Source organism: Mesorhizobium monacense (assembly GCF_056781675.1).
This window is the reverse complement of the sequence record NZ_CM165567.1, coordinates 2,394,901-2,415,907: the sequence shown is the minus strand read 5'-3', so window position 1 is coordinate 2,415,907 and position 21,007 is coordinate 2,394,901. Positions and strand designations below refer to the sequence as shown.

The 21,007-nt window shown below is 62.4% G+C and carries 23 protein-coding genes and 1 tRNA gene; 11 read left to right on the top strand and 13 right to left on the bottom strand.

Annotation, left to right across the window (positions count from 1 at the left end; genetic code table 11):
• Positions 1-90 precede the first annotated feature (90 nt).
• Positions 91-1,728, top strand: coding sequence for a CTP synthase (gene pyrG / locus AC1RUK_RS11615; RefSeq protein WP_481835522.1), 1,638 nt, complete (start codon positions 91-93; stop codon positions 1,726-1,728).
• Between the two features lie 26 nt (positions 1,729-1,754).
• Entirely contained in the window at positions 1,755-2,294 is a 540-nt protein-coding gene (locus AC1RUK_RS11610) for a DUF1697 domain-containing protein (protein ID WP_481835523.1), read from the top strand.
• 39 nt (positions 2,295-2,333) lie between these two features.
• Here AC1RUK_RS11610 and AC1RUK_RS11605 read toward each other — a convergent pair whose 3' ends face one another.
• Positions 2,334-3,791, bottom strand: a complete 1,458-nt coding sequence (locus AC1RUK_RS11605; protein WP_481835524.1) for an NCS1 family nucleobase:cation symporter-1 — start codon at positions 3,789-3,791, stop codon at positions 2,334-2,336.
• Positions 3,792-4,116: 325 nt separating this feature from the next.
• Between AC1RUK_RS11605 and AC1RUK_RS11600 the strand changes: the two genes are divergently transcribed.
• The 3 genes from AC1RUK_RS11600 (at position 4,117) to AC1RUK_RS11590 (ending at position 6,764) form a co-directional block, all read left to right on the top strand.
• Positions 4,117-4,419, top strand: a complete 303-nt coding sequence (locus AC1RUK_RS11600; RefSeq protein ID WP_192178741.1) for a DUF982 domain-containing protein — start codon at positions 4,117-4,119, stop codon at positions 4,417-4,419.
• A gap of 159 nt (positions 4,420-4,578) precedes the next feature.
• Positions 4,579-5,934, top strand: a complete 1,356-nt coding sequence (locus tag AC1RUK_RS11595) for a winged helix-turn-helix domain-containing tetratricopeptide repeat protein (RefSeq protein WP_481835525.1) — start codon at positions 4,579-4,581, stop codon at positions 5,932-5,934.
• 113 nt (positions 5,935-6,047) lie between these two features.
• Entirely contained in the window at positions 6,048-6,764 is a 717-nt protein-coding gene (locus tag AC1RUK_RS11590) for a pentapeptide repeat-containing protein (RefSeq protein ID WP_481835526.1), read from the top strand.
• Positions 6,765-6,789: 25 nt separating this feature from the next.
• Here the strand turns inward: AC1RUK_RS11590 and AC1RUK_RS11585 are convergent.
• The 3 genes from AC1RUK_RS11585 to AC1RUK_RS11575 form a co-directional block, all read right to left on the bottom strand.
• Positions 6,790-6,863, bottom strand: a tRNA-Arg gene (locus AC1RUK_RS11585).
• Positions 6,864-6,924: 61 nt separating this feature from the next.
• Entirely contained in the window at positions 6,925-7,683 is a 759-nt protein-coding gene (locus AC1RUK_RS11580; protein WP_481835527.1) for an SDR family NAD(P)-dependent oxidoreductase, read from the bottom strand.
• 323 nt (positions 7,684-8,006) lie between these two features.
• Positions 8,007-9,068 (bottom strand): tyrosine-type recombinase/integrase, encoded by a 1,062-nt coding sequence (locus AC1RUK_RS11575; RefSeq protein ID WP_481835528.1) that lies wholly within the window; start codon positions 9,066-9,068, stop codon positions 8,007-8,009.
• A 115-nt stretch (positions 9,069-9,183) separates the two neighbouring features.
• On the opposite strand from AC1RUK_RS11575, the gene dusA reads away from it, so the two are divergent.
• Positions 9,184-10,182 (top strand): tRNA dihydrouridine(20/20a) synthase DusA, encoded by a 999-nt coding sequence (gene dusA, locus AC1RUK_RS11570; RefSeq protein ID WP_481835529.1) that lies wholly within the window; start codon positions 9,184-9,186, stop codon positions 10,180-10,182.
• A 6-nt stretch (positions 10,183-10,188) separates the two neighbouring features.
• Here dusA and AC1RUK_RS11565 read toward each other — a convergent pair whose 3' ends face one another.
• Together AC1RUK_RS11565 and AC1RUK_RS11560 are read right to left on the bottom strand one after the other, a co-directional pair.
• Entirely contained in the window at positions 10,189-10,893 is a 705-nt protein-coding gene (locus AC1RUK_RS11565) for a TIGR02281 family clan AA aspartic protease (RefSeq protein WP_481835530.1), read from the bottom strand.
• A gap of 13 nt (positions 10,894-10,906) precedes the next feature.
• Positions 10,907-11,140, bottom strand: a complete 234-nt coding sequence (locus AC1RUK_RS11560) for a DUF1289 domain-containing protein (RefSeq protein ID WP_006205202.1) — start codon at positions 11,138-11,140, stop codon at positions 10,907-10,909.
• Positions 11,141-11,300: 160 nt separating this feature from the next.
• Between AC1RUK_RS11560 and AC1RUK_RS11555 the strand changes: the two genes are divergently transcribed.
• Positions 11,301-12,299 (top strand): nicotinate-nucleotide--dimethylbenzimidazole phosphoribosyltransferase, encoded by a 999-nt coding sequence (locus AC1RUK_RS11555; protein WP_481835531.1) that lies wholly within the window; start codon positions 11,301-11,303, stop codon positions 12,297-12,299.
• Position 12,300: 1 nt separating this feature from the next.
• On the opposite strand, the gene AC1RUK_RS11550 is transcribed toward AC1RUK_RS11555, so the two are convergent.
• Positions 12,301-13,821 carry a sensor histidine kinase gene (locus AC1RUK_RS11550; RefSeq protein ID WP_481835532.1) on the bottom strand — a complete coding sequence of 507 codons (1,521 nt, stop codon included), beginning with the start codon at positions 13,819-13,821 and terminating at the stop codon, positions 12,301-12,303.
• A gap of 75 nt (positions 13,822-13,896) precedes the next feature.
• Between AC1RUK_RS11550 and AC1RUK_RS11545 the strand changes: the two genes are divergently transcribed.
• From AC1RUK_RS11545 to AC1RUK_RS11530, 4 genes are all read left to right on the top strand, one after another.
• A complete protein-coding gene (locus tag AC1RUK_RS11545) occupies positions 13,897-14,520 on the top strand; it encodes a thermonuclease family protein (protein ID WP_481835533.1) in 624 nt (207 codons plus the stop codon).
• A gap of 55 nt (positions 14,521-14,575) precedes the next feature.
• Positions 14,576-15,187 carry a glutathione S-transferase gene (locus AC1RUK_RS11540; protein WP_481835534.1) on the top strand — a complete coding sequence of 204 codons (612 nt, stop codon included), beginning with the start codon at positions 14,576-14,578 and terminating at the stop codon, positions 15,185-15,187.
• Complete coding sequence (locus AC1RUK_RS11535; RefSeq protein ID WP_481835535.1) at positions 15,127-15,822, top strand: uracil-DNA glycosylase family protein; 696 nt, start codon at positions 15,127-15,129, stop codon at positions 15,820-15,822. The genes AC1RUK_RS11540 and AC1RUK_RS11535 overlap by 61 nt, the downstream gene beginning before the upstream one ends.
• 210 nt (positions 15,823-16,032) lie before the next feature.
• Positions 16,033-16,524, top strand: a complete 492-nt coding sequence (locus AC1RUK_RS11530) for an Lrp/AsnC family transcriptional regulator (RefSeq protein ID WP_006205209.1) — start codon at positions 16,033-16,035, stop codon at positions 16,522-16,524.
• Between the two features lie 53 nt (positions 16,525-16,577).
• Here AC1RUK_RS11530 and AC1RUK_RS11525 read toward each other — a convergent pair whose 3' ends face one another.
• The 6 genes from AC1RUK_RS11525 to AC1RUK_RS11500 form a co-directional block, all read right to left on the bottom strand.
• Positions 16,578-17,147, bottom strand: coding sequence for a DUF3299 domain-containing protein (locus AC1RUK_RS11525; protein ID WP_481835536.1), 570 nt, complete (start codon positions 17,145-17,147; stop codon positions 16,578-16,580).
• Between the two features lie 46 nt (positions 17,148-17,193).
• Positions 17,194-17,775: a GNAT family N-acetyltransferase gene (locus tag AC1RUK_RS11520; protein WP_481835537.1), complete on the bottom strand. Its 582-nt coding sequence runs from the start codon at positions 17,773-17,775 to the stop codon at positions 17,194-17,196.
• The gene (locus AC1RUK_RS11515; RefSeq protein WP_481840243.1) at positions 17,735-18,439 is read right to left on the bottom strand and encodes a DNA alkylation repair protein; all 705 of its coding nucleotides are present in this window, start codon (positions 18,437-18,439) and stop codon (positions 17,735-17,737) included. The genes AC1RUK_RS11520 and AC1RUK_RS11515 overlap by 41 nt, the downstream gene beginning before the upstream one ends.
• An 8-nt stretch (positions 18,440-18,447) precedes the next feature.
• A complete protein-coding gene (locus AC1RUK_RS11510; RefSeq protein ID WP_481835539.1) occupies positions 18,448-19,317 on the bottom strand; it encodes an NAD(P)-dependent oxidoreductase in 870 nt (289 codons plus the stop codon).
• Positions 19,318-19,428: 111 nt separating this feature from the next.
• Complete coding sequence (locus AC1RUK_RS11505) at positions 19,429-20,259, bottom strand: ABC transporter permease (protein WP_481835540.1); 831 nt, start codon at positions 20,257-20,259, stop codon at positions 19,429-19,431.
• Positions 20,256-20,969: an ABC transporter permease gene (locus AC1RUK_RS11500; protein WP_006205215.1), complete on the bottom strand. Its 714-nt coding sequence runs from the start codon at positions 20,967-20,969 to the stop codon at positions 20,256-20,258. The genes AC1RUK_RS11505 and AC1RUK_RS11500 overlap by 4 nt, the downstream gene beginning before the upstream one ends.
• Between the last annotated feature and the right edge of the window lie 38 nt (positions 20,970-21,007).

The window sequence follows — 21,007 nt, the reverse complement described above, 5'->3', positions numbered from 1 at the left end:
CTATTGGCCCCTCGGGGCTTCGCGCCTTCTTGGGAAAAAGCCTTCGCGGCGGTTTTTTCTCTGGCGGAATCAATCCGGCCGCGCTAAGCGATGACTCCCATGGCGCGATATGTATTCATCACTGGCGGCGTGGTTTCCTCACTCGGAAAAGGCATCGCTGCAGCGGCCCTCGGGGCTCTCTTGCAGGCGCGAGGCTATCGCGCGCGCATCAAAAAGCTCGATCCCTACCTCAACGTCGACCCCGGCACGATGTCGCCGTACCAGCATGGCGAGGTCTTCGTCACCGACGACGGCGCCGAGACCGATCTCGACCTTGGCCACTACGAGCGCTTCACCGGCCGCTCGGCCAACCAGCGGGACAACATCACCACCGGCCGCATCTACAAGAACATCATCGAGCGCGAGCGGCGCGGCGACTATCTCGGCGCGACAGTGCAGGTCATTCCGCACGTCACCGACGAGATCAAGCATTTCGTCCTCGACGGCAATGACGACTACGACTTCGTGCTGTGCGAGATCGGCGGCACCGTCGGCGACATCGAGGCGATGCCCTTCCTGGAGGCGATCCGCCAGCTCGGCAACGACCTGCCGCGCAACAACGCCGTCTATGTGCACCTGACCTTGATGCCTTACATCCCGACGGCCGGCGAGCTGAAGACCAAGCCGACCCAGCATTCGGTCAAGGAACTGCGCGGCATCGGCATCGCGCCCGACATCCTTTTGGTCCGCGCCGACCGGCCGATCCCCAAGGAAGAGCGCAGAAAGCTGTCGCTGTTTTGCAATGTGCGCGAGAGTGCTGTCATCCAGGCGCTCGACGTGCCGCACATCTACGACGTGCCTATGGCCTATCACAAGGAAGGGCTGGACTCCGAAGTGCTCGCCGCCTTCGGCATCGACCCCGCGCCTAAACCGCGCATGGAGCCCTGGCAGAAGGTCTCCGACCGCATCCACAATCCGGAAGGCGAGGTGACCATTGCCATTGTCGGCAAATACACCGGCCTCAAGGACGCCTATAAATCGCTGATCGAGGCGCTGTCGCATGGCGGCCTCGCCAACCGCGTCAAGGTCAAGCTCGACTGGATCGAGAGCGAGATCTTCGAAAAGGAAGACCCGACGCCATGGCTTGAAAAGGTGCATGGCATCCTGGTCCCCGGCGGCTTCGGCGAGCGCGGCTCGGAAGGCAAGATCCTGGCGGCGAAATTCGCCCGCGAGCGCAAGGTGCCCTATTTCGGCATCTGCTTCGGCATGCAGATGGCCTGCATCGAGGCGGCGCGTTCGCTGGCCGGCGTCGAGCATGCCTCCTCGACCGAGTTCGGCCCGAGCAAGGAACCGGTCGTCGGCCTGATGACCGAGTGGTTGAAGGGCAACATGCTGGAGAAGCGCAAGGAGACCGGCGACCTCGGCGGCACCATGCGGCTCGGCGCCTACCAGGCCGAGCTCACCAAGGGGTCGAAGATCGCCGAGATCTACGGCGACACCCAGATTTCCGAGCGCCACCGCCACCGCTACGAGGTCAATGTCGACTACAAGGAGCGGCTCGAGGATTGCGGCCTGGTGTTTGCCGGCATGTCGCCCGACGGCGTGCTGCCGGAGACGGTCGAATACCCCGACCATCCCTGGTTCATCGGCGTGCAGTACCATCCTGAGCTGAAAAGCCGGCCGCTCGATCCGCACCCGCTGTTCGCCAGCTTCATCGAGGCGGCGATGGAGCAGTCGCGGCTGGTATAGTAACGCCAAGCCGGGTCCCGCACCTCATGCAGACCTATGTCGCGCTGCTCTACAGCATCATCCTGGGCGAGGGACGGCGCGTCGTCATGGCCGACCTCAAGGCGATGGCGGAAGGCCTGGGGCTAAAGAACCCGCGCACGCTGGTGGCAACCGGCAATCTGGTGTTCGAGACGAAAGCCACGGAAATTCCCGTGCTGGAGCAGCGGCTGGAGGCGGCGTTCGAAAAAACCTTCGGCCGCCATGTCGACATCATCGTGCGCCGCGCGGATGTCTGGCTGAGGCTCGCCGCCAGCAATCCGTTTCCGGTCGAATCGGCCGCTGCCGCCGATCAGGTGGCGGTGCGCGTGATGCGCAAGCCTGTTCCGGCGGAGGCTGCTGCAACGCTGCAGGCCTATGTCGGCAAGGACGAAAAAATGCAGGCGGTCGGCGGCGACATCTGGATCGTTTTTTCTCGCGCGACACCAAGTTCGCGGCTAATTGCAGCGACCAGCCACAAGCGCTTGGGCATCGGCACCTCACGCAACTGGAACACGGTGCGCAGACTGGCCGAGATGGTCGGTCGATAGAGGAGGGGCGGCTTGCGCCGCCCCTGACGATATTACTCTTCAAGCTTTCGCCGTCTTCGCTCCGGCTCCCAGCGCCATCGTGCGCAGCACGTAGTAGATGGCGCCGGCGATGGCGACGCCGAAGAACCAGCCATAGACGCCCCACCAGGCCGGCAGCCAATTGGTGAAGTTGGGCAGGATCGAGGAGAAGATCGCGCCGATGCCGGCGGCGATGAAGGCATTGACGTGCCAGCCGCCCTGGAAGCGGAACTCGCCGTCTTCCCGGTAGAGTGCCTCGACATCAACCTCGCCCTTCCGGATCAGATAATAGTCGACCATCATCACGCCGAAGATCGGCCCCATCGTCGCGCCGATGATGTTGACGAAATGCGCAGCACCGCCTTCCCATGGCGCGAACGGATAGAGCAACAACGCGATCACCGCTGCGATATAGCCGCCCTTCTTGAAGTCGATCTGCCGCGGGAAGACGTTGGAGAAGTCGAAGGCCGGCGAGACGAAATTCGCCACCACGTTGATGCCCAGCGTCGCCACGGCGAAGGTGAGCGCTGCGAGTGCCGCCAAGAACCAGCTGTCGAACTTGGCCGAGATCTGGTCGGGGTGCAGCAGCACCTCATGATAGACGTCATAGGCGGCAATGGTAGTGACGCCGGCGACGAGCGAGAACAGGATCAGGTTGACCGGCAGGCCCCAGATGTTGCCCTTGCGCAGCGCGGCGTTGTCGGGCGCATAGCGGGCGAAATCGCAGAAGTTGAGATACAGTGCCGAGAAATAGGTCACCCAGATCGCCGCCACCGCGAACAGCGCCGTCCACGAGCCAGGCGTGCCGGGAACGCCCGCATCCTTGGTCTTCTCAAGCAGCACATCCATCGGGATGTCGCTGGTGAAGGCGAAACTCCCAGATTTGACGCAGAGATAGATCGCCAGGATCAGCATCATCACCCACACCGCCGGGCCGGCCCAGTCCTGGAAGCGGCGCACCGTTTCCATGCCCTTCTGGATGATCAGAAGCTGCAACGCCCAGATCACGACGAAGCAGATCACTTCGAGGCCGCTATGGCCAAGGAAGTGCGAGTTCTGGTTGAAGTCGGCGAACCATTGCGAGCGGATCAGCAGCGCGACGATCGCGCCCGACGCTGCCGCCGTCTGTGCGCCATACCAGAAGCAGGCGACGATGGCCCGCACCAGGGCTGGAATGTTGGCGCCCCAGATGCCGAAGGAGGCGCGGGCCAGCACAGGGTAGGGCACGCCCGTCTTCACGCCGGCATAGCCGACCATGTTCATCAGCACATAGATGATCAGCGAGCCGATACCGATGGCGATGATGAAATTGACGAAGCCGCCGCAGAACAGGAACAGGCTTGCCGCCAGGTAATAGCCCCAGAGGCTGTGAACGTCCGACGTCCAGACGTTGAAGATCGAGAACGGTCCCCAGTTTCGAACCTTCGCCGGAGCGAGATCCTCATTGTACAGGTCAGGCGATGCGCCCTGTATGGTCATGCTTATGTCCTCCCCGGTTTGCCGCGCGCCTCCACGCGATGGCTGCGCAGCCTATGCCTGACGTCGGGGAACCGGCAAGCAATCCATTTGCCGGCTTTGGCCTTAAAGATATTCAATGAGAATCGCGCTTATCAGCAAGGGCAAGCTGCTGCTGTCATGGCACTAGCGGTGATTCGATTTCGCCGTTTTTGTTACGAGGGCCGAAGGCTGCCCGTTTTTTCCGCCAAATTTTTTATGCGCAGCCCACTTTTTTCTGGAACCAAATGCCCGTCCGGGAGTTTAATGGGGTTCGATCGAGCGGAGGCGATCGGCCGGGAGGTTAAATATGGATCGCTTGCATTTCTTCACGCCTGTGCGCATTGCGCCCGGGCAGGGATACCCAGTGCAGGAAGTCGATAGCGTTGCCGAAGCCATGGTGTTCTTGCGCAAGTGGCCAACAGGACGGCGTGGACCGGTTTATCAGTGCGCCCTGAATTGCTGCGCCGCAGCACTGTCCGGCAACATGTCGGCCGAGGAGGCGAGGAAGGCTTTCACCGGATTTGCCCGCATCACCCGTCTGCTGGACGACGACATGGCGCTACCGATCGGTGGCGAAAGCATGGAAAACGTCTACGCGTTGAGGCGGTAGGCCGGCTCTGTTTCATCGTTGCGCTTTTGTGGTGCGCTTACGCTCACCGCAAGCGGCGCTACGCGGCATCCGTGTAGCGTTCGAGCGCAAGAACTGCCCGCCGGATTGACGGAAACATGGCCGATTGCCCATGGACCGTTGCGGCTATAGCATCTCATCGTGGTTGAACAGACTTTCATCTTCGGCCCGTTCGAACTCGATCCGGCCGCGGGACTGCTGCGGCGGGACGGACAGATTGTCGCCCTTGGCCAACTCGGGATAGCGCTTCTGCATACGCTGCTAGCGGCGGGAGGCCAGACCGTCAGCAAGGACGAATTGATGGCCAAGGCCTGGCCGGGAATGATTGTCGAGGAAGCCAATCTCTCGGTGCAGATGGCGACACTGCGCAAGGCACTAGGCCCAGCACCGGATGGCGAAGAGTGGGTCGTGACCGTCCCCCGGCTCGGTTACCGGTTGCCGCGCACAATCGCCCGGTTCTCGCTGTTACGGCCGTTGCGCCCATCCATCGCGGTCCTGCCGTTCCAGAGCCACCTTGGCGACGGTCAAGACGAATACTTCGCCGATGGAATGTTCGAAGATATCATCACCGCCCTGTCCCGATTCAGAACCTTCGCGGTCGTCGCACGCAACGCTGCCTTCGCCTACAAGGGCCGGTCGCCCGACAGCCGGGAAGTCGCCCGCGCCCTGGGAGTGCGCTATGTGCTTGAGGGAAGCGTGCGCCGGCGCGACAGCCGGCTGCGGGTCAGCGTACAACTCGTCGACGCCGCCGAGGCGACTGAGCTGTGGGCCGATCACTTCGATGGCGAAGTCACGAGCCTGTTCGATTTTCAAGATCGCATCACCGAGGCTGTCGTGGGCCTGGTCGAGCCCGAGGTGCGCAAGGCCGAGATCCAGCGGGCACGACGGAAGCCCCCGAACAGTCTCGATGCGTACGATCTCTATCTCCGAGCGCTTCCGCTGTTCCGCGGTGCGTCGCCAGAAGTAAATGCCGAAGCCATTCGCCTTCTTGAAAAGGCCATAGAACTTGACCCCACCTTTGCCATCGCACTCGCCTATGCAGGGTGGGCCTACGAGCGGAAGGAAACGTTTGGCCAAGGCCTGTCGAATGAGGAGCGACGACGCGCGCTCGAACTCGCCGAGCGGGCGGTAGATGCTGGTGGCGACGACCCGCTGGTCGCCGCGATATCGGCCTTGGTGTTCATGTCCGTGGGGCGCGAAGGGCGGCGTAGCCTCGTGATGCTGCGGCAGGCCTTGGCAGGAAACCCGAACAACTCGACTGTCTTGTCCTTGTGCGCCTTTTGTAACGTAATGCTGGGCGACTTGGCGTTCGGCCGCGAGTGCTATCTGCATGCCCTGCAGATCGCACCTGGGGCCCTGGACAATTATGAAATCCTTTTGGGGGTTGGGCTTTCGCACCTCGTGAGCGGCGAGTTCGAGCAAGCTTTGGAGTGGGCACTACGGAGCCTTGCCGCCAACGGGGAATGGATCGGCGCTCACTGGACGTTGGTCGCTTGAATATGAGAAATGCGCCAACTGTGACGGCGGTGGTCACCGTGGCTCGTATGTCAGCAGATGTAGTAAGGATGTGGTAAGGTTGAGTGTCGGCGAGTGGCAGAGGTCCAGCAACAATGACTTTGAGACGAACCAGAGCTTACGGCGCATCCGGCTTGGTTCTAGCGGTTTGCACTGTGTTTGCTTGGCAGAACGCCACTGCCGCTCAAAATTGCGACGCAGCCGCGACGCCTGGCGTCGATTGGCACGAGTGTGACAAGAAGCTTCTCATCCTAGAAGGACAGGACCAGGGCGGGGCGAACCTGTTCGGTGTTGATTTCACTTCGACCGACCTCAGGAACAGCAATCTCCTTGCGGCAAATCTTGAGAAGGCAACGCTTGTGCGGGCTTCCCTGGCCGACTCGACCGCCAAAGGCGCCCGGTTCGACAGAATCGAGGCCTACAGGACCGACTTCAGCCGTATGGACGCGCAGGGCGCTATGTTTGCGAGCGCGGAAATGCAGCGCTCGAATTTCCAGGACGCCAATCTGACCAATGTTGATTTCACAAAGGCAGAATTGGGGCGTGCGCAGTTCCATGACGCCGATATCAGCGGCAGCCGCTTTTCGTTTGCCAATCTCGCACGCGCGGACTTCCGAGGAGCGACGTTCACCGCGCCGATAGACTTTGACCGCGCCTTTTTCTTTCTGACCCGTATCGAGGGCCTCGACCTTTCCAATTCGGTGGGTCTGTCCCAGTGGCAGCTCAACATGGCTTGCGGAGACGCCCGGACCGAGTTGCCTTCTGGCTTGACGAGGCCTGAAGATTGGCCCTGTCAATTCCAGCAGGAATAGTTGCGCAAACGAGCTGCGGCAATGCTGCGCCCGAAGAGATTCGAACTCCTGACCCCCAAATTCGTAGTCTGGTGCTCTATCCAGCTGAGCTACGGGCGCGCAACAGCCAGGCTTTCCACGACCCCGCGACCCGATCGTGAACGACCGGTCGTTTTCGGATTCAGCCCTTGCGCTCCTGAAGGCTGTTGCCGCCGTCGACCACCAGCAGGGCGCCGTTGACGTAGCTGGCGCCTTCCGATGCCAGGAACACCACCGCTGCGGCAACCTCGTCCGGTCGCCCGGCCCGCGCCGGTGGCGTGTGCAGGGCAGCTTGCCGCTCCATTGCGCTTGACGAGCCCGTTTCGATCCAGCCGGGGGCCACGGCATTGGCCGTGATGCCGCTTTTTGCCACTTCGAGCGCCAGCGTGCGCGTCAGGCCGACCATGCCGGCCTTGGCGGCGGAATAGGCGGCGGTGCCTTCGAAAGACACCAGCGGCCCTGTAACCGATGCCACATTGACGATGCGCCCATAGCCTGCCTCTACCATCGCCGGCAGAAACGCGCGGGTGACCAGGAACGCGGTCTTCAGGCTGACGTCGATCCCTTGGTCCCAGTCGGCCTCGGTCATAGCGAGAAACGCCTTGTCCACCGAGGGCGATGCCAGCGAGCCCATGCCGGCATTGTTGACCAGGATGTCGACAGCGCCGACATAAGCCCGCAGCCGCGCGACTTCGGCTGCGATGGTGAGATCGGCGACCGCGGATTTGGCATTGATGCCTTCGGAGCAAAGCTCGGCGGCGCGATCGAGTACACGCTCGCTGGCACCGTTCAGGAAAACGGCATGACCGGCAAGGCCGAGCTGCCGCGCAATGGCAAAGCCGATGCCGTCGGCAGCACCCGCCCCGGTGATCAGCGCACGCTTGGTGGTAGAAGAAGGCATGGTCAAATCAGACTCCGCTGGTTCCGCCGTCGCGGTGTTACCACACACATTGGGCGACGGTGCTGCGAAGATTTGCTCCGCAACATTCCGCGCCTTTTGCGTTGTCGAAGCCGAGCCGAACGAGGCGGAATTGCGGTGGCAGTGCACTTAGCTCGCCATCGCAATACATCGAGAGTGTCAGGCGCGCGGCCGGCCGGATGCAACTCGACGGATGGCGTATTCCGAATGGCGCGCCCCAAGAGATTTGAACTCCTGACCCTAAATTCGTGGTCTGGTTCGACTTTCGGCTACTGTTGCACCCGAACATGGAAGCGGCCATCGCGTTAGGCAGCACGGTTCGCCAGCACTGCGTGGAGCGCCTCGGGCTTAAGGTGCGTATACCGTTTCAGCATTTTCCAGTCCTTGTGCCCAGTCACCAGCGCAACCTGTTCAATCGTGAATCCAGCCTCGAAAAGGCGGCTCGTGCCTTCGTGCCGCAAATCATGAAAATGAAGGTCGTGGATCTCCAGGTCAGCGCACCCTCGACGGAATGCGGTCCCGACTGACCTATGATTGAATGGGAAAATTCGATCATCGTCATTGCTTCGCTTGGCCAGTCGGTCCTCAACAATGGCCCATGCGTCGTATCCAGTTGCCGCGAATAGGGGTATGCGCTGGTTGTTCCCGTTTTTGTTTCGCGGGTCTTTCCGGTCACGGATTAGAAGCATCCGCGTACGGGCGTCCATGTCGGACCACTGCGCCTTGCAGATTTCCTCCTGCCGCATCGCGGTTGCGACTGCGAAACGTATTATCTGGCCAACTGGCGCTATTTGACGAGGGTTTGCATCGAAGTGGGCGATGAGCCTGTCGAGTTCATCCTGGGTCGGCCGCCTGTCGCGCTGATGGCCTTTCCCAACGAGACCAAGCCTCTTTAGGGCGATACGTGCGAGATCAACCGGTTCGATCTTGACCGGCAGGCCGTGCACCGCAGCGGCGTGAGCCAGAATGAGTTTTACAAAGCCGATGTCGATACCGAGAGTCATCGGTCCGGCACCTTGGGCGGCCCGGTCGCGACCAAAACGAATGAGCCGTTCGCGATCAAGGGCTGCGATGTTGCACTTCCCCAGATGTCTTTGGAGCATATCGAGGGCTGCGGCCTTGGAGCGGCGAGGGGACTTGCCTACATCGCACATGTCGTCGATATGAAGGTCGATGAGTTCGCCGAAGGTTTTCAGGCGCGCTATACGGGACTTGGTCGGCGTCTCACCGCGATCGACTTGGCGCTCGGTTTCGGTCGCCCAGCGCCGTGCGTCGTCTCGGCGCAGGAAGATCTCGCTGACGTAGCGACCTTTGCGACGGACTTGGACACGCCAGGAACCGGACGAGAGCTTTGTGTAGGTGGCCATTTTTTCGTGTGCGCTCCGTGTGCACTGAGAGATCGAAACGTGGCGAAAAGGGTCGTATTCGGGCGTAAATTCGTGTGCACTCGGCAGGTTCTAACGATTTGATGTTAAAGAAAAAATGCTGAAAAATCAAGATCATAGAGTGGCCGTGGCACCCATGATGGACTGGACGGACCGACATTGCCGGTTCTTCCACCGTCTGTTGACGCGCCGGGCGCTGCTCTACACCGAGATGGTGGTGGCCGACGCGATCATCCAGGGTGCGCGGGAACGGCTGCTCGGCTTCGACGAGGCGGAGCATCCGTCGGCGCTGCAGCTCGGCGGTTCCGACCCCCAGAAGCTGGCCGAGGCGGCGCGCATCGGCGAGGCCTTCGGCCATGACGAGATCAACCTCAATGTCGGCTGCCCGTCGGATCGCGTCCAGTCCGGCACGTTCGGCGCCTGCCTGATGAAGACGCCGGTGCTGGTCGCCGATTGCGTTGCGGCGATGAAGACCGCGGTGAAAATTCCCGTCACCGTCAAATGCCGCATCGGCGTCGACGAGCAGGACCCCGAGCCGGCGCTCGATGCGCTGGCCGACGGCGTTTTGGCAGCCGGCGCCGACGCGCTGTGGGTACATGCCCGCAAGGCGTGGCTGGAGGGGCTGAGCCCGAAGGAAAACCGCGACATCCCGCCACTCGACTATGACCGCGTCTATCGGTTGAAGACCAGAAAACCGAACGAATTCATTGGTATCAATGGCGGCATTCAATCACTGGAAGCGGCGCGCCTCCACCTCGATCATGTCGACGGCGTCATGCTCGGCCGCGCCGCCTATCATACGCCGGGCATCCTGGGCGGTGTCGACGCGGCCTTCTACGGCGAGACATCCGGCGCCTTCGATTTTGCGGCGCTGATCGATGCCATGGCAGTCTATGCGGCGCGCCACATCGAGAAGGGCGGACGGCTCGGCCATGTCACCCGCCACATGGTCGGCCTGTTCCACGGCCTGCCCGGTGCACGCCGCTACCGGCAGATCCTGTCGACCGACGCGACGAGACCGGGCGCCGGACCGGATGTGCTGAAGACGGCCTTTGCCGCCGTCGATTTCAGCAGCGCTGCCGCGGAAGCCGCCTGACGGATTTCAGTCCCTGAGGATCATCCGGTCGCCGCGCACGTCGAAACCCGACAACGAGCCGATGAAGTTCATGCCGAGCAGGGACTGGCCGAGCATGCCGGGCGCCGCGATCATCACCGGCATGTCCTTGCGCACGATGCCGCCGATCGCCACTTCGTCGGTCTTCACGGCGGCGGCGCGTGCCATGCCGTTGGCGGTCGAGACCGGTATGGTGAAGTTGAGGGCAGCAGGGTTGAAGCCCGCAGCCTGAGCGTCTTCCGCCGTCAGCACGATGCTGGTCGCGCCGGTGTCGACGACGGCGCGGATCGGTGCGCCATTGATCATGATGCGGGCTTCGAAATGGCCATTGTCGGCCTTGTCCAGCGTCACCGTCGCGTGGCCGTCTTCCACGCCCAGCGCCAAGGGGCTGCCGGGAACGAAGCCGGCGGTCACCCGGCTGGCAATATCCTGCAACTCGTAGCGGTACTGATAGCCGGCGATCAGCGCCAGCGCGATGACGGCCCAGGTGCCGAGATTGCGGGCCATATCGCCCAGTGACCGGCCTGAGCGAATGAGGCCGGCGCCGATCAGCGCAGCGATCGCGCCAAGCCAGATCAGCCGGCTGAAATCATAGTTTTCGACACCGAAAGTGCTGCCGGCCGAATCGTTGATCATCAGCAGGATCAGTCCCGCGCCGATCACGACCATCACTATCCAGAACAGTCGGCTCATTGGCTTTGCCGTCTCACGAGAGCACATCGCGCTCGCGCGCCATGCGCGTGCGGCGCGTTTCCCGACGCGGTCGCCGCTCGACCGTTTCCAGCCTTGCTGGCAATTCGGCCATGACGCTGCGGCGCGTTTCCGGGGTCATGCCGATCCAGGCGCCGATTTCCTCGCGCGTGCGGCCACAGCCGAAACAGAAGCCGGTTTTCATGTCGATCGAACAAACCAGGATGCATGGGGATTCGATGGCCGTCATGATATTCTCTTGCGTTACCTCCACATGGTGCAACGCCAAGGCCAATGCAAGCCCTCGGGATTGCGCCCTCGGCGAGCGTTTTCACGGCAAGACCGAAGGTTGTGCCGGCCGGGGAAGGCGGCTATGCCGCTGACCAGCTCCAGCAACGATCGCCACCGACATGACCAGCGCACTGCCTTTCGACGATTTTCGCAACCTGCTGGCAAACCTGCCGCCGGCCGATGCGCAGGCCGAGGCGCGTGTCCGCACACTGTTTGCCAAGGCCGACAAGCCCGGGGGATCGCTTGGCCGTGTCGAGGACATCGCCGCCTGGCTCGCCGCCTGGAGTGGCCGCGCCCCGCCGGCGGTGAACCGGCCTTTGGTCGCGATCTTTGCCGGCAACCATGGCGTCGCCCGTCACGGCATTTCGCCGCGACCGGTGGCGGCCACCGCCAATGCCGTCGAGCTTTGTGCGGCAGGAGGCGCTGCGATCAACCAGATCTGCATCGCCAATGATCTCGGGTTGAAGGTTTTCGACCTCGCGCTCCATATCCCGACCGAGGACATCACCGAGGACGCCGCACTCGACGAGCGCGGCTGCGCTGCCACCATGGCCTTCGGCATGGAGGCGATTGCCGGTGGCAGTGACCTGCTTTGCCTCGGCGATCTTGGCGTCGGTAATTCCACCGTCGCCGCCGCCCTGTGCGCCACGCTGTTCGGCGGCGGCGGTGCCGACTGGGTTGGAGCGGGATCGGGCGCCGATGCCGCGAAGCTGGCGCGCAAGGCCGAGGTGGTCGACACGGCCCTTGCTTTCCATGCCGACGCCTTGCGCGATCCTCTCGAGGCCTTGCGCCGGGTTGGCGGCCGCGAGTTCGCGGCAATAGCCGGTGCCATCCTGGCTGCCCGCATGCAGAAGATCCCGGTGTTGCTCGATGGATTTGCCGCGACCGCCGCGGCAGCAGTGCTGCATGCCGCCAACAGGGCTGCGCTCGACCATTGTCTTCTGGCCAGCCTGTCGCCGGAGACGGGGCACGCCAAGGCCGCCGAACGGCTTGGCCTTCGGCCGTTGCTCGACCTTGGCTTGAGCCACGGCGAAGGGGTAGGGGCCGCACTCGCCGCCGGTCTGGTCAAGGCCGCCGCACTCACCAGTTCGGGCATGGCGGCGGCTGTTCGAAACTGATTCAGCGCCTGCGCGCGGCGACCGCCTTGGTGGGCAGCGCCGGCAGTTCCTCCATCACGCGGCTGAACGGGAAGATGGCGATCGCCTCGGTGCCTTCGCGCAGCTTTGAATGAAGCTCGAACTCGCCGCCGTGCATGGCCAGCAGGCCCTGCACGATCGGCAGACCGAGACCGGTTCCCTGTTCGGCGCTCTTGATGGCGATCGAACCCTGGCCGAAGGCGGACAGCACGATCGGAATCTCCTCTTCCGGTATGCCCGGGCCGTTGTCCTTGACAGAGATGTATTGCCCGCCGCCGGCCGTCCAGCCGACGCGCACGCGGACCTCGCCGCCGGATGCGGTGAACTTGATGGCGTTGGACAAGAGGTTGAGCGTGATCTGCCTCACCGCGCGCTCGTCGGCAAACAGCCGCGGCAAGGTGGATTCGAAATCCTGGACGACGCGGATGTCCTTGTTGCGCGCCTTCAGCTCCATCATGTGGCAGCAATCCTCGGCGATGTTGAGCAGCATCACCGGTTCCTCGTTGAGCTGGTAGCGGCCCGCCTCGATGCGGGAGAGGTCGAGTATCTCGTTGATCAGGTCGAGCAGATGCTGGCCGGACTCATGCACGTCATGGGCGTAGTCGCGGTAGGTCGGGTTGCTCATCGGCCCAAGCACCTCGTTGGCCATCACCTCGGAAAAGCCGAGGATGGCATTGAGCGGCGTCCGGAGCTCATGGCTCATCGAAGCGAGAAAGCGCGACTTGGCCAGGTTGGCATCCTCGGCCCGCCGCCGCGCTTCGTCCGACATCGATTTCGCCGTCTCGACCTCGGCGATCAAAGCGTCCTTTTCGGACCGGAACGACAAAAGCATCACTGACGAACGGTTGAGATTGCGCGCGACATAGATGAAGAAGGGCAAGGCTGCGACCAGCAGCGCGGCCATGATCACCTCGATCGGCATCCAGAACCGTGCACCGGCATAGGCATAGACCGCCACAGGAACGGCAAAGGTCGCCAGCAGGGCGCCGCTCAGCGACGAGGCCATGACGGCGGTCGCCGCCATGGCAACCAGCAATACCATCGCCTTGACCACCTGGAACTGGTCGATCTGGCAGGTTGCGCAACCGAGCCAGGCGAACCAGGCCCAGCCGAGGCCGCACAGCGAGTGGCCGATCAGGAAGGCCCTTTGCGTTCGCGACGGGTCGAGTTCGGACGCTTCCGCGCGTTCGACGCGACGCGCCATGAACGAAACGACGGTGTAGCAGATGAGCATGAACAGCGCCCAGACGCCGATCTGCTTGTCCATTCCGGCAAGCAGGCCTGCTGCCGCGATCGCCAGCACAAGCAGCGGAATCGCGATCACTCCACCCATCATCGAGCGAGCGTGCAGCTTCAGGAGTTCGCGGTCGAAGTCGAGATTGCCGGCCTGCTGCGAGAGACGGTCACGCGTCCTGCGCACCGCGCGCGCCACATCGCTGTTGCGATGCGGTTTCCTGCGGTCCACAATGAATTTGTCCGCTGTGTTCGAGCGTAGCAAAGGCATGGTAACTTCGATTTATGCGCGCAGCGATTTCAATTCGTTAAGCTACGTTCGAATGATTAAGAGACTGTTTGCCATATGAGCCGTTCGTGGTCGCCGAGGCCGCGCCGGCGCTACGTTGCGCCGCCGCCGCGAAGCCTGTGGCGCAGGCTGCTGGACTACGGACTGACGGTCATCCTCCTTGGCTTGCTGATCCTGCTGGCGGCGCGCCTCGACCGGTTCGAGACGCGCAAGGCCGAGGGTGCAGCCATCGTCAATGACGGCGATTCGATCGCGCTCGGCAGCGAGCGCATCCGCATGCGTGGCATCGACGCCCCGGAATACCAGCAGACCTGCCACAAGGACGGCGCCGACTATCCCTGCGGCAAGCTTGCGCGCCAGTCGCTGGTGCGGCTGATCGCCGGCAGGCCTGTCTCCTGCAGCGGCTGGCAGCACGACCGCTACGGCCGGCTGCTTGGCGACTGCAAGGCCGGGAGCACGGATCTCAACCGCGCGCAGGTCGAGGCCGGCTGGGCGGTCGCCTATGGCGGTTTCGAGACCGAGGAGGCCGGCGCCCGCGCCGGCAAGACCGGCATCTGGGCCGGCAGCTTCGACGAACCGCAGGACTGGCGCGACACCCACGGCCACGAGCTGGTCGAAAGGAAGCACGGCACGCTCGCCTCGATCGGCGACGCCATGCGTGAGTTTTTCCGCTTCCGGTGATGGCGAACAGGCGCATGAACCCTATAGTTTGTCAGGACCAATCGGGAGGGATGGAATGAAACTGTTCGACGGCGGCCGCGCGCCCAATCCACGCCGGGTCCGCGTTTTCCTCGCCGAGAAAGGGATCGAGGTTCCTTTGGTGCCCGTCGATATGGGCGCGCTTGGGCACAAACAAGAGCCGGTCAGCTCACGCAACCCGCTGCGGCGCCTGCCGGTGCTCGAACTCGACGACGGCACCATCATCACCGAATCCGTCGCCATCTGCCGCTACTTCGAGGAACTGCATCCGGAGCCGGTTCTGTTCGGGCGCGGCGCGCTCGGCAAGGCCAGGGTCGAGATGTGGCAACGGCGCATGGAGTTCAATCTGCTCAGTTGCGTCGCGCAGGCCTTTCGCCACATCCATCCGGCGATGAAGGAATGGGAGATCCCGCAAATCCCCGAATGGGGCGAGGCCAACAAACCGAAAGCGATCGAATTCCTCAAGCTGCTCGACGGCGAATTGGCGCAACGGGAATTCGCTGCCGGCGACGCTTACTCGATCGCCGACATCACCGGCCTGATCGCCATCGATTTCATGAAGCCGGCGCGCATCAAGGTGCCGGACGAATGCGCCAATGTGTTGCGCTGGCATCAGGCGATCTCCAGCCGGCCAAGTGCTGCTGCGTAGGTTCTGTCGTGGACCTGATGAGCGAAGATCTGGAACGCTTGACGGCGCGGGTCCGTGCCTGCCGCATCTGCGTCGAGCACCCGCTCGGCCGGCCGCTGCCGCATGAGCCGCGTCCGGTGCTGCGGCCATCGTCGACCGCCCGCATCCTGCTTGCCAGCCAGGCGCCGGGCACCAAGGTCCACATCACCGGCATGCCCTTTACCGACGCCTCCGGCGACCGGCTGCGCAGCTGGCTCGGCGTCAGCAGCGAGGAGTTCTACGACACGGAAAAGTTCGCCATCGTGCCGATGGGTTTTTGTTTTCCCGGCCAGGACGCCAAGGGCGCGGACCTGCCGCCGCGGCGCGAATGCGCGCCGGCATGGCGCGTGCCGTTGATGGCGCTGATGCCGCGCATCGATCTCGTGCTGACGATCGGCATCTACGCGCAATCCTGGCACATGGGCGCCACGCGCCGTTCCTCGCTGACCGAAACGGTGAAGGATTGGCGCTCGATATGGGATGCCCCGGGCGGCCCGAAAGTGCTGCCGCTGCCGCATCCGTCCTGGCGCAACTCCGGCTGGCTGAAGCAGAATCCATGGTTCGAAATGGATTTGCTGCCGTTCCTGAGGTCGGAAATCCGCTATCGCCTTGTTTAGTCATCTTGCAAGAAATCACTCGCTTTTGCGGCGGTTGGGAGAATTTCGTTCTTGTGAAAGCCCCGGATAAAAGGGAATATAGCCAAACTATTCCCCAAAGCGCGTCGCGCCTGAAGGGAAGCCGTGACGCGCTTTGAATTCTTGTTTTTCTGCATGTCGTTATCCCAAAACCGCTGCGCACTTTTGGGCGACATGCATCAGGAGCATCCAATGGACCGCCTTGACAGAAAAATCCTTCGCCTCCTGCAGGAGGACGCGACCCTCGCGGTTGCCGATGTCGCCAAGAAAGTCGGCCTGTCGACGACGCCATGCTGGCGGCGCATCCAGAAGCTCGAGGAGGAGGGCGTCATCAAGCGGCGCGTCGCCATCCTCGATCACGAGAAGGTCAATGTGCGCGTCACCGTCTTCGTGTCGATCCGCACCAATTCGCACAGCCATGAATGGCTGCGGCGTTTTTCCGAGGTCATCCAGGAATTCCCGGAAGTGGTCGAGTTCTACCGCATGAGCGGCGACGTCGACTATCTGCTGCGCGTCGTCGTACCCGACATCGCCGCCTACGACGCCTTCTACAAGCGGCTGATCGCCAAGATCGAGATTCGCGACGTGTCGTCTTCCTTCGCCATGGAGCAGATCAAGTACACGACCGAAATCCCGCTCGACTATATGGTGCTGGACAAGGAATCGGGGGCGAACGCGGCCTGATCATCAAGCCTTGTGTGATCCATTCGCTCGAAGATCACCCAAGTTCGTTCCACTTACTTCTTCTTTTTGTTGAGAAAACTCCAAGGCGAGTTGACCGGCAGCGTCACCGTGTCCGGCACGGTGTCGACGCTTGCCACCTCAGCCTTGCGCACGGTGTAGCCCGACTGGATGACCGAGACGCCGTCGAGGATGAAAAGCTGGCTCTTCTCCATGCCCGGCTGCAGCGTGCCGGTGACGGAAACCGGCTGATAGGCTTCCGACATCGTGTAGGGATGGGCTGGCGTGACCAGCACGATCTGGTTCGGCGGCGGCGTCGGCATGTGGCTGCAGGCGCCCGTCCATGGCACCAGCAGGAACTGGTAGACGAGGTCGCCGTCGCGATCAACCGGAAGCGCATAGCCGGCTAACTGGACGGTCTTGTCCTCCAAATCGATGGACAGCGTCTCGCCGTGGTCGGGCAATTTTGCCGCGATCATCGGCAGGCCGGCGTCTTCGGCGATCGCTTGCGTCGCCGGACGCAGGTTCTTCCAGAATATGTGCGCGGTCTCGGCCGAGGCATCGGCGGCAGTGGACACAAACAACAGAGCTGCGAGCGCTGTGCCTGATTTGAGACGGTTGCTCATCGGCCGCTTCCTTTGGCTCCAAGTAAAGACGCCGCCCGCAATGTCGTCAACGCTCGAGCCGCATCACATGTCTGCGAGATCCGGCCATGCCGGTCTCGCGAAAGCCGCGGACCAAAAACATGTCGCGAAATCCCATGAAACTGTAGCTTGGCGATGCCTTGTCGACCGGATAGGCCTCGATCGTGCCGGCGCCCTTGGCGAAGGCATGATCGATCGCCGCATCGAGCAGGGCGCCGGCGAGGCCGCCGCCGCGTAATGCTCTTGGCACGTAGAAGCAGACGATCGACCAGACGCCGGTCTCGCTGTCGTCCTGTTGGCGCGACAGCTTGCGATAGGTCTGGCGTGGCGCGACCGAGCACCAGCCGACGGTCGTGCCATCGGCCTGGGCAAGAATGCCGACCGGTGTGCCAGCCTCGACAAGCGCCATAATTGCCCGTTTCTTCTCGTCGTTGTCGACGTGCTCGCGGCTGGAGAGGTTGCGCCACGCCATGCACCAGCAATATTTCGGCGCGCCGGGTTGTTCGAACAGAGTCTCGAAGTCGGCGCGCTTTCCTCGCGTTACTTCGATAAAGCGGATCCTGGTCGCGTCAGCCTTTTCTGGCGGCGAGCCGCTCGAGCGTCTTGGCATCGGAAAGTTCCCTCACCGCGTCCTTGCCGATCCAGCGCGCCGTCTTGTCGGTCGACCGCGCCAGCCGTTCGGCGACAGCAAGGGCGGCGCCGTGCATATCCATGGATCGCTTGCCGATCGAACGAAGAGCCCAGTTCACGGCCTTCTTCACGAAATTGCGGTCGTCGGTGGCATGCGCTTCAATGATCTGCAGGAAGTCGAGGAAGGTCGTCTCTGGCTCTTTCTTTCGGTGGACGACCGACCAGGCCATCATGGCAAAGGCCGTGCGTCGAACGAACTCCCGTTCGTCGGCCACGAACGCGTCGATCAGTTCCCTCCAGCACTCCGTGTCGACGAAGAGATCGGAAACACCGTCGACGATATCCCACGAGTTGAAAGACGCCGCCCAATGCCTTGCATCCGCTGCAGAGAACCGCTTCGGATCGGCTGTAACGGAAGCGATGAACTGCGCCTCCATGATACCGCTCTGCCATAGCTCGAAGGCACGTTCATGGTTGCGCTTGATTTTCTTGGCAATCTGCCGCTGCACACCGTGCGGGATGCCGAGCGCTCGGTCGATCTTGATACCATAGCGCAGCATGCCACGGCGGTTCTCCTCCGAGCCGATCGAACGCAGATGCTCTACGATTTCATCGGCGCTGGATTGGGGCGAAAGCTCAGCCACGCTAAGACCTATTTCTCCAAGCGCGCCAGCAGCGAGGACGTATCCCAGCGCCTGCCGCCCATCGACTGCACATCCTTGTAGAACTGGTCGACAAGCGCCGTCACCGGCAGCTTGGCGCCATTGCGGTCGGCCTCGGTCAGGCAGATGCCGAGATCCTTGCGCATCCAGTCCACGGCGAAACCGAAATCATATTTGCCGGCATTCATGGTCTTGTGGCGGTTTTCCATCTGCCATGAGCCGGCGGCGCCCTTGGAGATCACCTCGATGACCTTCTCGATGTCGAGCCCGGCCTTCTTGCCGAAATGAATGCCCTCGGCCAAGCCCTGCACCAGCCCGGCTATGGTGATCTGGTTGATCATCTTGGTAAGCTGGCCGGCGCCTGCCGACCCCATCAGCCCGACCATGCGGGCGAAGTCCTCGATGACCGGCTTGGCCTTGTCGAACGCTGCCTGCTCGCCGCCGACCATGACGGTCAGCACGCCGTTTTCGGCACCGGCCTGGCCGCCGGAGACCGGCGCATCGAGGAAGGAAAAGCCAAGCGCGTCCGCCTTCTCAGCCAGCTCACGCGCGACCTCGGCCGAAGCTGTCGTGTTGTCGATATAGACAGCGCCTTTCTTCATCGCCTTGAAGGCGCCGTCGGTGCCCGTCGTCACCGAACGCAAATCATCGTCATTGCCGACGCAGGAGAAGACGAAATCCTTGCCCTCGGCCGCTTCGGCCGGCGTTGCGGCAAAACGGCCGCCATGCTGGCCGACCCATTGCTCGGCCTTCGCCGTGGTGCGGTTGTAGACGGTGACGTCGTGGCCGCCCTTGTTCCTGAGGTGCCCGGCCATCGGGTAACCCATGACGCCAAGACCGAGAAATGCCACCGATGCCATAGGCCTACCTTCCAGCGGAAACGAGAATTTGCCGTGGAACGTCTAGGCCTTGCGGCGGATTCGTCAAGATGCTGACGCTGGCCGTGTTTTGGGCCTAAATCCGGAAACTCGTCAGCGTTTGAGGTGGATGGTGATCCGGCGTTCGATCCATTCGATGCCATGACGCAAGATCTCGACAATCACCAGATACACCACGGCGACCCAGATATAGGCCTGGATATCGAAGGTCCGGGAGTAGGTAAGCTTTGCCATGCCCATCAGATCGTACACGGTGATGATGGCGACGATCGCGGACGCCTTGATCATAAGGATAAGCTCGTTGCCATAGGGCCGCAGCGCGACGACCAACGCTTGCGGCAGGATGATCTTCCACAACGTCTGCAATTTATGCAGGCCGAGCGAAGCAGCACCCTCCCATTGGCCCCTCGGCACGCTTTCGATGGCGCCACGCAGGATTTCGGCCTGATAGGCAGCCGTATTCAGGGCAAAGGCAAAGACGCCGCAGTTGAATGCCTCGCGGAAAAAGCCCCACAGCCCGACCATTTCGAGTTGCGGCTTGAACGAACCGACCCCGTAATAGACCAGGAAGGCCTGGACGAGCAGCGGCGTTCCGCGGAAGAAATAGACATAACAATAGGCAAGGCCGGACAGGATCCGGTTCTTTGACATGCGCGCATAGGCGACCGGAAACGACAGGATGGCGCCCAGCACAATCGAGATGCCGACCAGCGAAAGCGTGACGCCGAGGCCTTCTACGTAGCTTGGGCCATACTTGGCAAAGAGCTCGCCGTTCCAGGCCCAAGCCAGATAGGCGACGATGCCACCGCCGGCGGCAATCCAGATAACTATCAGCACATGGCCGATGATGCGTGAACGCGGCCAGCCACGTGCACGCGGGGGAGGCCGTTCTGCAGCGGTCTTGGCGTCGGCCACAATGCTCATCGCCGTGCCTCCCGCCGGCTAAGCGAGCGCTGTATGGCGCCGGTAGCCAAGGATGAAACGACCGCCAGGATAAGAAAAACGACCGCGGCCACGCTGAAGAACAGGAAGGTGTGTTTGGTGACGCGTGCGGCCACGCCGGCTTGACGCAGAGTCTCAGCCAGGCCGACCACCGACACCAGCGACGTGTCCTTGAGCAGGCTCAGCCAGCAATTCTCCAAGCCTGGAAACGCGATGCGGACCAACTGCGGCAAGATCACTTTGCGCATCGTTTGCCCGTATGAGAGGCCGACAGCGTAGCCGCCTTCATATTGGCCCTTGGGGATGGCCCGGAAAGCCGAAAGGAATACCTCGCTGGCATAGGCCGAAAAGATAATGGCAAGCACGATCATGCCGGCGACGAAGGCGTTAACGTCGATGGTCGCCTCGGGCCTTACCAATCTGATGAGATATTGCAGGATCAGCGGGCCGCCGAAAAAAAACAGAAACAGCGTCACCAGTTCGGGCAATCCACGGAAGATCGTCGTGTAGATGTTGGCGGCGATGCGCAGCGAGGGCTCCTCGGACTGTTTGCCCAGCGCTATGAAAAAGCCGATCGTCAAACCGATTGGAAGGGTTGCCAGCGCCAGAAGAACGGTGACGGCGGCACCAGAGACGATGTCGTCAAGCCAGCCATCGGGTCCCCAACTGAGAAGCGTCCAAACGCTCAGCATCCGCTCGCCTGTTCTCCCAAATGCCTTTGGAGAGTCAC

What these genes read in the sequence shown, in the direction of transcription:
- pyrG (WP_481835522.1), top strand. Translation starts at nt 91, where the DNA reads ATGACTCCCATGGCGCGATATGTATTCATCACTGGCGGCGTGGTTTCC.
- AC1RUK_RS11610 (WP_481835523.1), top strand. Translation starts at nt 1,755, where the DNA reads ATGCAGACCTATGTCGCGCTGCTCTACAGCATCATCCTGGGCGAGGGA.
- AC1RUK_RS11605 (WP_481835524.1), bottom strand. Translation starts at nt 3,791, where the DNA reads ATGACCATACAGGGCGCATCGCCTGACCTGTACAATGAGGATCTCGCT.
- AC1RUK_RS11600 (WP_192178741.1), top strand. Translation starts at nt 4,117, where the DNA reads ATGGATCGCTTGCATTTCTTCACGCCTGTGCGCATTGCGCCCGGGCAG.
- AC1RUK_RS11590 (WP_481835526.1), top strand. Translation starts at nt 6,048, where the DNA reads ATGACTTTGAGACGAACCAGAGCTTACGGCGCATCCGGCTTGGTTCTA.
- AC1RUK_RS11580 (WP_481835527.1), bottom strand. Translation starts at nt 7,683, where the DNA reads ATGCCTTCTTCTACCACCAAGCGTGCGCTGATCACCGGGGCGGGTGCT.
- AC1RUK_RS11575 (WP_481835528.1), bottom strand. Translation starts at nt 9,068, where the DNA reads ATGGCCACCTACACAAAGCTCTCGTCCGGTTCCTGGCGTGTCCAAGTC.
- dusA (WP_481835529.1), top strand. Translation starts at nt 9,184, where the DNA reads ATGCTGAAAAATCAAGATCATAGAGTGGCCGTGGCACCCATGATGGAC.
- AC1RUK_RS11565 (WP_481835530.1), bottom strand. Translation starts at nt 10,893, where the DNA reads ATGAGCCGACTGTTCTGGATAGTGATGGTCGTGATCGGCGCGGGACTG.
- AC1RUK_RS11560 (WP_006205202.1), bottom strand. Translation starts at nt 11,140, where the DNA reads ATGACGGCCATCGAATCCCCATGCATCCTGGTTTGTTCGATCGACATG.
- AC1RUK_RS11555 (WP_481835531.1), top strand. Translation starts at nt 11,301, where the DNA reads ATGACCAGCGCACTGCCTTTCGACGATTTTCGCAACCTGCTGGCAAAC.
- AC1RUK_RS11550 (WP_481835532.1), bottom strand. Translation starts at nt 13,821, where the DNA reads ATGCCTTTGCTACGCTCGAACACAGCGGACAAATTCATTGTGGACCGC.
- AC1RUK_RS11545 (WP_481835533.1), top strand. Translation starts at nt 13,897, where the DNA reads ATGAGCCGTTCGTGGTCGCCGAGGCCGCGCCGGCGCTACGTTGCGCCG.
- AC1RUK_RS11540 (WP_481835534.1), top strand. Translation starts at nt 14,576, where the DNA reads ATGAAACTGTTCGACGGCGGCCGCGCGCCCAATCCACGCCGGGTCCGC.
- AC1RUK_RS11535 (WP_481835535.1), top strand. Translation starts at nt 15,127, where the DNA reads ATGCGCCAATGTGTTGCGCTGGCATCAGGCGATCTCCAGCCGGCCAAG.
- AC1RUK_RS11530 (WP_006205209.1), top strand. Translation starts at nt 16,033, where the DNA reads ATGGACCGCCTTGACAGAAAAATCCTTCGCCTCCTGCAGGAGGACGCG.
- AC1RUK_RS11525 (WP_481835536.1), bottom strand. Translation starts at nt 17,147, where the DNA reads ATGAGCAACCGTCTCAAATCAGGCACAGCGCTCGCAGCTCTGTTGTTT.
- AC1RUK_RS11520 (WP_481835537.1), bottom strand. Translation starts at nt 17,775, where the DNA reads ATGCCAAGACGCTCGAGCGGCTCGCCGCCAGAAAAGGCTGACGCGACC.
- AC1RUK_RS11510 (WP_481835539.1), bottom strand. Translation starts at nt 19,317, where the DNA reads ATGGCATCGGTGGCATTTCTCGGTCTTGGCGTCATGGGTTACCCGATG.
- AC1RUK_RS11505 (WP_481835540.1), bottom strand. Translation starts at nt 20,259, where the DNA reads ATGAGCATTGTGGCCGACGCCAAGACCGCTGCAGAACGGCCTCCCCCG.
- AC1RUK_RS11500 (WP_006205215.1), bottom strand. Translation starts at nt 20,969, where the DNA reads ATGCTGAGCGTTTGGACGCTTCTCAGTTGGGGACCCGATGGCTGGCTT.